A 12,344-nucleotide genomic window follows, 5' to 3' on the forward strand; every position below is an offset into this window, starting at 1 on the left:
GATAAACATGGCTAATCAACAAAGGACGAAAATTTCCTTGAAATATGACCAAAAGCAATCTGTTGTAATACTAGCAGTTATATGTTGTTTGTTATGGGGCACAGCCTTCCCTATATTGAAAATAAGTTACCAAGAATTAGGACTACAACCCAATGATATATTTTCGAAAATGGTATTTGCAGGGTTAAGATTTTTATTGGCGGGAATGATTGTCTTTATTTATTATTTTATTAAAAACAAAAAAATTCCTGAAATGAATAAGCGTAGTATCATGCCTTTTATCATTTTTGGACTGTTAAACACAACAATACAGTATTTCTTCTTTTATACAGGGGTAGCCAACACTACCGCAATTAAGGGTGTTTTGTTAGATACATCAAAGCCGTTAATTGTAGTTATCATTGCCCACTTTATTTATAAGAATGACCGGATTAATCTTAATAAAGCATTAGGGATTATATTAGGATTTACAGGTATTATTCTTGTTAATATGAGTAAAATAGGCGGAGGTGGATTGGCCCTAAATTTTAGTGTGTATGGAGAAGGGTTTTTGATTATTTCATCAATTGCGTCCGCTTTTGCTGTTATTTATGGGAAAAAGATATCTAAAATATATGATCCAACCGTAATGAATTGTTATCAGTTTTTATTTGGCTCCGTAGTATTGCTTGGGGTTGGATTAATTGCGAAGGGTGGATTTCACTTGAAATTTAACGCCTTAGCGCTCGTGTTATTGATTTTTTCAGCCCTTGTTTCGGCAATCGCCTTTGTCATATGGTATAACCTATTAAAGCATAATAAGGCAACGACAGTGACGATTTATATATTCTTAATACCAATATTTGGGACGATGATTAGCTCAATTGTATTACCAAATGAAATCTTAAATATCAATATAATCATAAGCTTGGTACTGTCGGCAACTGGCATTTATTTAGTGAATAAAAATAGCAAGGAGGTGTTAAATTTTGAAAATGACATTTAGGTGGTATGGTTCTAAGGATGACAAAATTACCTTAGAACAAATTAGACAAATACCTACAACTACAGGCATCGTTGGGGCGATATTCGATGTACCTGTTGGTGAAGTGTGGCCTCTTGAGAAAATTGTTGCTCTAAAAAATGAAGTAGAAAGTTCAGGTCTAACCTTAGAAGTTATCGAAAGTGTTAATGTACATGAAGACATTAAGCTAGGACTTGAAACAAGAGATCAATATATTGAAAATTATAAAGAGACATTGATGAATTTGGCTAAAATAGGCATTAAGGTGGTCTGTTATAATTTTATGCCAGTTTTTGACTGGACACGAACAGATTTAGCCAAGTTACGTGAAGATGGTTCTAATGTGCTTTCATATGAAGAAGATGAAATTGAAGATACAGATCCACAAAAGATGATAGATGCAATTGAAAACAATTCAAATGGTTTTATATTGCCTGGTTGGGAACCTGAAAGGCTGAAAGAAATCAAGAAGTTGTTTGAACAATATAAAGAAGTTGATGAAGAAAAGCTTGTTGCTAACTTAAAATATTTTTTAGAAGCAATTATACCAGTAGCAGAGACGTGTGGTATTAAAATGGCAATACATCCAGATGATCCACCATGGCCAATATTTGGGCTTCCACGTATAGTAAATTCAAAAGAAAGTATTGAAAGAGTACTCAGCCTGGTAGATAGTCCATATAACGGATTAACTCTTTGCAGTGGTTCTTTGGGGGCGAATAGAGAAAATAATATTCCTGAGCTGATACGCTATTTTGGACATATGGGTAGAGTGCATTTTGGTCATGTCAGAAATATTCGTTTTAAAGAAGGTAGAGATTTTGAAGAGGCTGCCCACAAGACTGAAGATGGTTCATTAGATATGTTTGATATTATGAAGGCTTATTATGAGATTGGATTTGAGGGCTACCTACGACCGGATCACGGACGAATGATTTGGGGAGAAAAGGGTAGACCAGGCTACGGATTATATGATCGTGCCCTTGGTATTTCCTATTTAAGTGGCTTATGGGAAGCAATCGAAAGAATGGAGGCGCTCAAATGAGGAATCAATTAAAAGATAAGGTAGCTGTTATTACTGGTGGAGGCGGCATTTTGTGTGGCGCTTTTGCCAAAGAATTGGCAGCTCAAGGTGTTAAGGTAGCTATACTGGATTTATCTATAGAAGCTGCACAGAGAACTGCAGACAGCATTAAGCAAGAAGGCGGTATTGCAATAGCAGTTGGTTGTAACGTTTTAGAAGTTGAGAGTGTTGAAGCGGCTAAGGATAAGGTTTTAGAGGTCTTTGGTGGATGCGACATATTAATCAATGGAGCCGGTGGAAATCATCCGAAGGCATCAACAACGAAGGAAACACTATCGATAAATGATCTGACTCCAGTAGAGGGCATCACAACCTTCTTTGATTTAGACCTAAAAGGGTTTGAATTTGTTTTTAATTTGAATTTTATGGGAACACTTATAGCCACACAGGTTTTTTCTAAACCAATGGTTGGCAAAGAAGGAGCAACAATCCTGAACATTTCCTCCATGAGTGCACCTTGTCCAATGACAAAGGTACCTGCGTATAGTGCTGCTAAAGCAGCGATTAGTAATTTTACACAATGGCTAGCTGTTCATATGGCAGAGGTTGGTATAAGAGTGAATGCGATTGCTCCTGGCTTCTTTATCACAGCCCAAAATGAAAAATTATTGGTTAATGAAGATGGTACACTAACAGAACGTTCCCAAAAGATTATTGATCATACCCCAATGAGACGTTTTGGTCAGCCAGAAGATTTGCTAGGCACTTTGTTATGGTTATGTGATAACAGTATGTCAGCATTTGTAACGGGCATTGTGGTGCCAGTTGATGGCGGATTTATGGCGTACTCAGGCGTTTGATATAACGTCATATATGAATAAACAGTAGTTAGATTTATTAGAAATCATGTACATTCATAATGCCATATCCAAACCCCTTCCTATAAATAGATTTTTTTCTGCAAGATGAGTTCACTGCTTAAATGGTGAGCTTATTTTGTTTCTTAGCAAGGTAATGCAATTGTAATATTTAACATTATTTAACAGGTCAATTCATCTTGACAGATCAATCAAAAAGTAATATACTAATCGTTACGACCACACTGTCATAAAGTTTCCGCGCAAACCGGGGAGATAGCGGTGCCCTGTACCTGCAATCCGCTATAGCAGGGGCGATATCAATCTGAGGCCTTCAATTTGTAGGGCTGCCCTTTACAAGTGGCGATGATAATTGGGTCTTACGCAATTAGAATCTACGAATCGTGTCAGGTCCGGAAGGAAGCAGCACTAAGTAGAACCTCTGGTGTGCCGTAAGGTAGCCTAGCTTGAGTTAACTATAAAGGTAACGCTTATGGATGATTGTCAAAGTGCGATGCGCGGAATTTAATATATAATATAGCAAAAAATGAAACCACTTATAGTGGTTTTTAATTTATGAATAAACATTTCATTTCGTACTGTTAGGCTTTATTTGGCAGAGACAATTTGAACAAGTAAATAGAAAAGCTATCTTAGATCAAAGTGATTGGTGCTTGACTTTATATTGTGACAAAGTTTGCAATATGATATAATTATTGTAAGCGAATACGGAGGTTTTGTAACATTGACCGATAAGAAACAAGTTCCCACCTCTGGGATATGATGAAATGCAGAGGCGTGTATTTTTTGAATAAATTATTGATAATATAAATTGCTTAATATAGGGAAGTGCAAAATGGCATATACAGCGTTATACAGAAAATGGCGTCCTGATTGCTTTGAAAATGTAGTTGGACAAGAACATATCGTTAAGACATTAACCAATCAAATCAAGGCGGGCAGAATTGGCCATGCCTATTTGTTTTGTGGTACTAGAGGTACAGGCAAAACATCAACAGCAAAAATATTTGCAAAGGCGGTTAATTGTGAAGCACCAGTTGAGGGGAGTCCATGCAATCATTGCCCAGTATGCGAAAATCTAAGCTTTAACCAGAGCATGAACATCATTGAAATCGATGCTGCTTCAAATAATGGCGTTGACAATATAAGAGAAATACGAGAAGAAGTAAGATATACGCCTACAGAAGGCAAGTATAAGGTGTACATTGTTGATGAGGTTCATATGTTATCTCAAGGAGCATTTAACGCATTACTGAAAACCTTAGAGGAACCACCAAGTCACGTTATTTTTATTCTTGCAACAACTGAGCCACATAAGATTCCAGCGACAATACTTTCAAGGTGCCAAAGATATGATTTTAAAAGAATCTCTGTTATAACAGTTGCAAAAACGATTATGAGATATTTAGAAGAAGAAGGAATTGTGGCTGAAGAAGCCGCAATAAGATACATTGCAAAAGTAGCTGACGGCTCTATGAGGGATGCTTTAAGTATATTAGATCAATGCATTGCTTTTTATTTAGGAGAAGAGATTACCTTCAGTAAAGTGCTAGATGTATTAGGTGCTGTTGATACCTCGGTCTTTACGAAGCTGGTTTCAGCCCTTGAAGAAAAAGATGTTAAGAAGTGCATGGATATTATGGAGTTGGTTTTTGTGCAAGGTAGAGACCTTCCTCAATTTGTAATAGATCTTATTCACTATTTTAGAAACCTAATCGTCTTTAAAAGCATAGGGGATAGTGAAGGCATCGTAGAAATGTCAGATGAAAATTTTGCAGTACTGAAGCAACAGAGTCATTCATTAAAAGATGATATAATCATATATTATATAAAGGTTTTTTCGGAGTTAGAAAGTAAAATGAAACAAGCTTCTCAGAAGAGAGTTTTAATTGAAGTTGAACTGATGAAATTATGTCAACCTTCAACGGAGAGTTCGTTAACTGGAATCATGGATCGATTATCACATCTTGAAAAGCTGGTTAAGGAAGGCAACATAGTTACCAAAGTAGTTGAGAAGCAAGCCGAAATACCCGAACCTAAAGTTGCGAAAAAAACAATCCATAAGGATGCAATCCCTACTGATGTGAAAGAAGCGATGATTAGATTTGATGAGCTTGTCGCGAGAACTACGGGACTCGAAAGGGCTATTTTAACTAGAGCTATTCCAGCATATTTAGAAGATGAATATTTATATATTATTTGTGAAGATGAGATTCAAAAAAATCGCTTGATTTTACCAGAAATTACAAGTACAATAAATGAAATATTAGGAAGTCTTCATCAAAAAAGGTTTAAGTTAAAAATTATGACGGTGCAGGAATATGATACACTTGCTCATGCAACGAAGGACATTACAACTGCGGCTAAGGATGCTAAAAATCTTTTTGAGGAGTTAAAATCACAAATCAAGTTTGAGATACAAGAAATATAGAAAAACAAAATTTAGGAGGAAATAAAATGGCTAAAAAAGGTGGATTTTCAGGTGGCGGTGGTGCAATGCCTAACAATATGAACAATCTTATGAAACAAGCACAAAAAATGCAAAAACAAATGCAAGAGATGCAAGAAGAATTAGATACAAAGGTTTTTGAAGCGGTAGTAGGTGGTGGAGTTGTTAAGGCAGAAGTAAATGGTAAAAAAGAGCTAAAGAAAATTACAATTCAAAAAGAAGCGGTTGATCCAGATGATGTTGAAATGTTAGAAGATCTCATTGTTGCTGCAGTAAATGAAGCAATAAGAAAGGCAGATCAACAAGTAAATCAACAAATGTCGCAATTAACAGGCGGCATGAATTTACCTGGTGGTTTATTCTAACTATGGCGATAGATTATTTTGGTATGCATATTGGCAAGTTAATAGAAGAGTTATCAACACTTCCTGGAATAGGTCCTAAAACTGCACAGAGACTGGCTTTTTACATTATTAATTTACCAGAGAGTGCTACAAACAGCCTAGCAACCTCAATTATTGAAGCAAAAAGAAACACAAAATATTGCGAAAAATGCTGCGCCATTACAGATGCAACGTATTGCCCAATTTGTAGAAATGAAAAAAGAGATCAAAGTTCAATCATGGTTGTAGAGGAATCAAGAGATATGGCAGCCTATGAACGAACAAAACAGTACAGGGGACTATACCATGTGCTACAAGGCGCAATATCGCCTATGCTTGGTATTGGACCTAAAGATTTGAAAATGCGTGAATTACTACTGAGGCTTGAAGCAGAAGATGTGAAAGAGGTTATATTAGCGACCAATTCTTCCGTTGAAGGAGAAGCCACTGCGGTATACTTGAGTAAGCTTATCAAACCTTTAGGCATAAAAGTTTCAAGGATTGCAAATGGAGTACCTGTTGGTGGGGACTTGGAATATGTAGATGAAATAACTCTTTCAAGAGCGCTTGAAGGACGTGTTATATTATCGTAGACTTATAACTGATGTCCCGAGTAAAAAAAGTTATATCATCTCGCTGAAAGTTCTATCACTGATAATAAAGTCTTATCAAAAACATGCCTTTAATTAAGGAAAACCTCTTTGAAAGCATGTTTTTTTAATGCCCCAAACCTTTCCCCCTTAATACTTATCACTGCCCGTACCAACCCTTACTGTAGCCCTTAAAAGACCCTAATTGGAAAGATCTAATGGACTACGTTCTTACTGATCAGTTCAAACTATCTTTTTTTGGGAGAACTTTCTAATAAATCTTTTACTGATTTTAGAGAAGGGGGGAGAGAAGACTTGTTTTTAGAAGGTTTGCAAGGACTTTATTTGCATATTTGAAGGGTTAAGAATTAAGTGATAAGGTGAAAATGAAATGGATTATCAACCGTGAAGATGGATAAGATAGAACTTAAGCAATAATAGAGTGATAAGAGTAATATAAGTAGATGCTTATTGTCATATTTTAAAATTATAATATACCAGAATTTATAGAAAGGTTGTGAAGTATGAACGGTATAGTAATTATACTCAGTGGTGTTTTATTTCTTGTTCTTGCAGTATTGCCAGTTATTGTTGTTACAGTTCATATAATTTTGCTGAAAAATGCGAAGTAACTAGAAAAATAAAGTAAGGTTCAAATACATGCAGTAGGGAAGCCCAAAATGGCTTCCCTTGATTTTAAGTATAATGTGTTGCAACTACGATAAGTTCTTCATAATGGGTATCCATATTTCACTTTTAAAAGTTGGTGAAGTTACTTCTTTATTCTCATTCCATAAGATTTCTGGTCCTTCTGTTTGTTCGTAGTTTGAAGACGGGAACCATTCGGAATAAATACGTCCCCAAGCATTTTGAAGTGCATCTGGAAAAGGTCCCACTGCTGTAAATACAGCCCATGTTGAGGCAGGAACCTCAAGTTGTGTCAGGTTATCTGGACACTCCTTAGTTGTTGCCACACCGATATAATGGTCTAGTTCACCTTTTTCCTTCATTCGCCCTTCAGAAAAGTTTGTTGATGCACTAATTAGTCCTAATGGCTCCACATTAGAAAGTTCTTTAAGTTTATTAATTACTTCATTGTTTAGACTTTTCCACATAGATGCAATCTCTGAATTTACACCATGAAAAACTATTGGAACTCTTTTTTGAATACCAACGATACGAAATGCTTCTTTTTCTTCAATCCGATAATTCATTTCATTTCCTCCTTTAATTGTTAATTGAAAGGTCATTGGTGGATAGGCTTTTAGTGATTTTCCATTACTTCTGGCCTCTGATGGTGTCATTCCATGCAAACTTTGGAAGGCTCTTGCGAAAGAGTCTGGTGAGTTATACCCATATTTTATTGCGACATCAATTACCTTAGTATTGCTCTTATTTAGTTCAAATGCTGCAAGAGTAAGGCGTCTGCGGCGTATATACTCTGCCAGAGTAACACCTGCAAGAAAAGAAAACATTCGTTGAAAATGATATTCTGAGCAAAAAGCAATCTTTGCTACTGTTTTAAAATCGATATCATTAGTAAGATTTTCTTCGATATAGCCTAATGCTTCATTCATATTTTTAAGTGAATCCATTAATGTCACCTCCTCTCTCACCCATAGAATATCAGAAATTATGTGTGTCGATCCGACTATTCTTGCACAGTTATGTGGGTTAATCTTTGCAATTAAATGCCTTTCTTCTACCTTAATCATATTATAAACTAAAAAGATATCGAATTGAGATAACTATGAACTTTTTTGTACCATTATTATTAAGCATTACGGTCCGGCTACAATTGTGATAAAACTTTATTCGTGGACAACAAGTTGCGCTGGTGCAGTAACATAAAAAAGGACTGTTACACAATATTTGAGAACAGTCCTTTTCGTTTACTTATTCTTCTTTGCTGCAGGTGTTCCGGTTGGAATAGCAGTTGTTAGAGAAGCTGACTCTATTGATTTCTTCTTCTTTTTGATGCTTCGTGGACTTTTATCTCCCATATAGCGCTCCTTATAAATATGATTGAATATTTAAATCTCTATGGTATTATGTCCATTTTCTTCTCGGTTTAACATTTAATTAAAAAAACGAGCAGAAGGTAAACACTTCTGGCCCGTGATTTCTTATTGTTAGTTTATTCGGATATCGTTTCCTCCATATCAGGAACCGAGCCGTTGGAGGCTTCAAGCATTCTTTTTGTATATTTCGAATCGATATATCTTTCGAAAAGGGTTTTAATAATACTAAATAAGGGTGCTCCCAACAGCATGCCAAGGAATCCAAACATACTACCAAAGAGTATAATTGAGAAGATAATCCAAAAGGGTGATAAGCCAATAGAGTCTCCAAGAATCTTAGGCCCAAGGATATTACCATCAAATTGTTGCAAAGCAATAATAATGACAAGAAACCAGAGGGCTTTGATTGGATCTACAAATAATAGAAACACAAAGCCGACACCACCACCAATAAAGGGACCAAAATAAGGGATGAAATTAGTTATGCCTACGAGTACACTTATAAGCAATGGAAAAGGAGTTTTTGCAATCAATACAATGAGAAAGCATAAGATTCCTATAATAATTGAATCCACTAATTTACCAACAAAAAATTTTGAAAATACCTTATGAGAAAAAGTAAAGGTTTCAAGAATCTCTTTAGCAGCCTTGTTCGGGAAAAGTGCTAAAATAACTTTTTTTGAGTTTTCAGCACCGGACTCTTTGTTTGCTATTAAATAAATAGAAACAACAATAGCCACTAAAATATTTAATATGCCAAAAGCAAGGTCCTTGGTAATGCTTATTAAGTTTGGAATGAGGTTTGATAGCATTACAGTGAGTTGATTAAAGGTCTTAGGCAAGTTCTCTGTTAAGGTCTTATTAACATACTCGGGATCAATGTAATAGGTGCTTTCATTGAAAGTAAAGTTAAAATGGTTAAGCTGATCCATAAATATTTCAAGACGTGGTTGAAATTGATTGCCAAATTCAAGCATACTGCTTACGAGTTGAGGAATGATAATGGCTAGTAGCAGGATTACTATAGTAAACAAAATTAAATAAGAAAAAAAGATAGATAAGAAACGAACATATTTAGGTTTTAAAGGCTTTGTACCAAATTTAATTTTTGAGAAAATAGATTTTTCAAATGCAACAACTAAGGAATTCATAAAGTATGCTACTAACATTCCTAATAATATTGGTGATAAAATTTTAATTACATTTGATAAGAAGTTCTTCGTGTCTGGCCAGCTAGCAGTTGCTTTATAAAAGAATAAACAGGTCAGAAAAACTATAATTGCATAAACACTAATTGTAGTATATTTTTTGTTCCATATAACTCGCATGAAATCAATCCTCCTAAGTTAAAAGCTATAAGACATTTTATCATATTTTCGTTGATTTAGGTGATTTCTGTCAACTTATTTTTTGGGTGTAGATATTTCCACAATAATTTAGTCCTATTATTTTTTTTCTTAAAAGTGCCGATTAAGTTAGTAGGAATTCTTCAGGAGATGATAATATGACAACTGTACAAAGTGCTACGAGTACCAACTACAAATACGATAATATTGAAGCCATCGAAAAACCGATAGAAGCTCAAACTGAAATACTGGAAGAAAGCTTGGACACACAAGCTTCTAATAATAAAGCTCAAATTAACGCGATAAAACCAGAGGACGCACTTGAAAAACACTTCATTGAGACTGCAGAGTATACCCAAAAGATGAAAGAAAAGATTACAGTTTCAAACCTATCCCAAGAAAATAAGTATGTTGAAATGGCACTAGAACTTAAAAAGACGATAGAAAATCTTATTGGTGTAATTACTGAGGAAGATGTAAAAAAAGTAATCAAGGAAAACTACAATCCCGAAAAATTAAGTATAGATATGTTAGCTAAAGTGATTCATCAAAACAAAGTAGCCGTTAAGATCAATGATTTTGAAAAGCTTAAACAAGAGGTTGAAGAGGAAGTTAAGATCTTTCAAGCGCGTTTTTCAGATGTTGAAACCTTGAAGCAAACGATAAATTGCTTAAAAGAAAATAATTTACCTGTAGATCGAAGAAATATCGAAAAAGTCCAACAGGTTTTGGCCAAAGCAGAGGACATTAAGAAGATATCAAACCACACCATTGTAAATTTATTAAAGCAAAACAAGGAATTCACCATAGAAAATGTATATAAAGCAAAGTACACGGGAAATAGAACGATTGAAGTTGGTGAAACCGACGAACTAAAGGAATTAGAACCACAAATAAAGGCGTTACTAAAGAGTGAATCTATGAAGGTTTCAAAGGAAAATATTGAGCTTTCTAAAATGCTTATTAAGAATAATATACCGTTAGATCATAATACTTTTGAAAAAATCAAAGTATTAAAATTGGATATCACTAAGCTTGAATCAGAGAATATGATTGCTAAGGTAGTTGAAAATCTAGCAAATAATAAGCCTCTTGGTAATGTATTGATTAATCAGCAAATAGATACACCGATTATGATTGATGACAAAGCTCTTGAAAAGATTGTAAAGCAAATAGTTGAAATAGATAACAATCATGTTGAACAAGTGGTGAGAAATCATCAAGAGATAAATTTGGAACAACTTTTCAAAGCAATGGAAGTTGATGAAGGTAGTGCAAAGATAGTATTAGAAGCAGAAGCAGAAGCAGATGTAGAAGCAAAATTAGAAGCAAAAACAGAAATAAAGTCAGAAGCGAAATCAGAAGCAAAATCAGAAGCGAAATCAGAAGCGAAATCAGAAGCAAAATCAGAAGCAAAATCAGAAGCGAAATCAGAAGCAAAATCAGAAGCGAAATCAGAAGCGAAATCAGAAGCAAAATCAGAAGCAAAATCAGAAGCGAAATCAGAAGCGAAATCAGAAGCAAAATCAGAAGCAAAACCTGAAGTAGAACCAGAAGCAAAAACAGAAGCAAAACCAGAAGTAAGACCAGAAGTAAAACCAGAAGTAAAACCAGAAACAAAACCTGAAGTAGAACCAGAAGCAAAAACAGAAGCAAAAGCTGAAGTAGAACCTGAAGTAGAACCAGAAACAAAATCAGAAGTAAAACCTGAAGATAATCAAACTATAAAGCTTGATATAAAAACAGAAGAAAGCCAAGAAACAATAGAAATAAAAGATGAAACCAACAATATTAAGGTAAACAGTAAGGTAGTTAACAACAATCCTACAAGTATGAACTTTAAGGCAATAGATATGATGTCTATGAATCAAACTACAAATACCAAAGCACAATCGATGGAAAAACCTAACATACCAGAAGAATCAAATACATCAGAAGAGCTTAAAATAATTAAAGCAACTCTTAATCTGGAAGAAATTCGATTAAAGATGACATTAGAAGTTGCTAGTAAATTAACAGAAAAAGGAATCAATATCGAGATAGAGCCTCTAGAGGAAATCGTCAATGAACTAAGGCAGTTAGAAAGAGAAGTCTATGCGAAGCATTTAACCTTGAATTCCGTTGAAGCTACACCAGAACACATCAATCAAGTTGAGGCAGTATACGAAAAAGTTAATTTAATGAAAGAAATGTCACCAATGGTTATGATAAAAGTCATGACCAAGGAAATTGATTTTACGATTAAGGAAATGGCAAATGAAGCTAGGAACGAACTAGTGCTAGAAAAGGCGCAGAAAAGCTACGAATTGCTTGGGACTAAGCCAAGACGTGATCTAGGCGATGCGTTAGAAAAAACCTTTTCTCAAATTGAAGGTATTTTAGAAGAGCTAGAGCTTGAGCCAACAAAAAACAATATGAAAGCAGCAAAAATACTAGCTAAAAACGAAATGCCTATTACTGCTGAAAGTATTGAGGCAGTTAAGCTTATTGACATGAAGGTTGTTGAAGTTACTGAAAAGCTACATCCAAGCATAGTAGTTCATATGATAAAAGATCAGTTATCCCCGTTAGAAATGCATGTTGACGAGGTATTGCAATATATGACTGATTTCGAAGTAAAATTTTGTATAACGCCAGATGAGCATATAGC

At 34.9% G+C, this 12,344-nt stretch carries 9 protein-coding genes and 1 other RNA gene; 7 read left to right on the forward strand and 3 right to left on the reverse strand.

All coding sequences use genetic code 11. The annotated features are described in order from the left end of the window. Positions 1 to 7 precede the first annotated feature (7 nt). The 7 genes from CVU84_13785 to CVU84_13815 all read left to right on the forward strand — a co-directional run bounded on the left by CVU84_13785 (position 8) and on the right by CVU84_13815 (position 6,330). A complete protein-coding gene (locus CVU84_13785) occupies positions 8 to 985 on the forward strand; it encodes an EamA/RhaT family transporter (GenBank protein PKM93973.1) in 978 nt (325 codons plus the stop codon). Then, positions 969 to 2,048, forward strand: a complete 1,080-nt coding sequence (gene uxuA / locus CVU84_13790) for a mannonate dehydratase (protein ID PKM93974.1) — start codon at positions 969 to 971, stop codon at positions 2,046 to 2,048. The genes CVU84_13785 and uxuA overlap by 17 nt, the downstream gene beginning before the upstream one ends. Next, positions 2,045 to 2,887, forward strand: coding sequence for a D-mannonate oxidoreductase (locus CVU84_13795; GenBank protein PKM93975.1), 843 nt, complete (start codon positions 2,045 to 2,047; stop codon positions 2,885 to 2,887). Before uxuA ends, CVU84_13795 begins: the two co-directional genes overlap by 4 nt. Before the next feature lie 256 nt (positions 2,888 to 3,143). Further along, positions 3,144 to 3,406, forward strand: an RNA gene (gene ffs / locus CVU84_13800) — signal recognition particle sRNA large type. A gap of 334 nt (positions 3,407 to 3,740) precedes the next feature. Continuing rightward, entirely contained in the window at positions 3,741 to 5,336 is a 1,596-nt protein-coding gene (locus CVU84_13805; GenBank protein ID PKM93976.1) for a DNA polymerase III subunit gamma/tau, read from the forward strand. Positions 5,337 to 5,362: 26 nt separating this feature from the next. Beyond that, the gene (locus tag CVU84_13810) at positions 5,363 to 5,719 is read left to right on the forward strand and encodes a YbaB/EbfC family nucleoid-associated protein (protein ID PKM93977.1); all 357 of its coding nucleotides are present in this window, start codon (positions 5,363 to 5,365) and stop codon (positions 5,717 to 5,719) included. Between the two features lie 8 nt (positions 5,720 to 5,727). Beyond that, positions 5,728 to 6,330, forward strand: a complete 603-nt coding sequence (locus tag CVU84_13815; protein ID PKM94000.1) for a recombination protein RecR — start codon at positions 5,728 to 5,730, stop codon at positions 6,328 to 6,330. A gap of 713 nt (positions 6,331 to 7,043) precedes the next feature. On the opposite strand, the gene CVU84_13820 is transcribed toward CVU84_13815, so the two are convergent. From CVU84_13820 to CVU84_13830, 3 genes are all read right to left on the reverse strand, one after another. Next, a complete protein-coding gene (locus CVU84_13820) occupies positions 7,044 to 7,922 on the reverse strand; it encodes an AraC family transcriptional regulator (protein ID PKM93978.1) in 879 nt (292 codons plus the stop codon). Positions 7,923 to 8,464: 542 nt separating this feature from the next. Next, on the reverse strand, positions 8,465 to 9,676 hold the full coding sequence (locus CVU84_13825; protein ID PKM93979.1) for a hypothetical protein: 1,212 nt from the start codon (positions 9,674 to 9,676) through the stop codon (positions 8,465 to 8,467). A gap of 1,263 nt (positions 9,677 to 10,939) precedes the next feature. Further along, the gene (locus tag CVU84_13830) at positions 10,940 to 11,350 is read right to left on the reverse strand and encodes a hypothetical protein (GenBank protein PKM94001.1); all 411 of its coding nucleotides are present in this window, start codon (positions 11,348 to 11,350) and stop codon (positions 10,940 to 10,942) included. Positions 11,351 to 12,344: the final 994 nt, after the last annotated feature.

It is taken from the genome of Firmicutes bacterium HGW-Firmicutes-1 (assembly GCA_002841625.1).
Classification (GTDB): domain Bacteria; phylum Bacillota; class Clostridia; order Lachnospirales; family Vallitaleaceae; genus HGW-1.

What these genes read in the sequence shown, in the direction of transcription:
- CVU84_13785 (PKM93973.1), top strand. Translation starts at nt 8, where the DNA reads ATGGCTAATCAACAAAGGACGAAAATTTCCTTGAAATATGACCAAAAG.
- CVU84_13795 (PKM93975.1), top strand. Translation starts at nt 2,045, where the DNA reads ATGAGGAATCAATTAAAAGATAAGGTAGCTGTTATTACTGGTGGAGGC.
- CVU84_13805 (PKM93976.1), top strand. Translation starts at nt 3,741, where the DNA reads ATGGCATATACAGCGTTATACAGAAAATGGCGTCCTGATTGCTTTGAA.
- CVU84_13810 (PKM93977.1), top strand. Translation starts at nt 5,363, where the DNA reads ATGGCTAAAAAAGGTGGATTTTCAGGTGGCGGTGGTGCAATGCCTAAC.
- CVU84_13820 (PKM93978.1), bottom strand. Translation starts at nt 7,922, where the DNA reads ATGGATTCACTTAAAAATATGAATGAAGCATTAGGCTATATCGAAGAA.
- CVU84_13825 (PKM93979.1), bottom strand. Translation starts at nt 9,676, where the DNA reads ATGCGAGTTATATGGAACAAAAAATATACTACAATTAGTGTTTATGCA.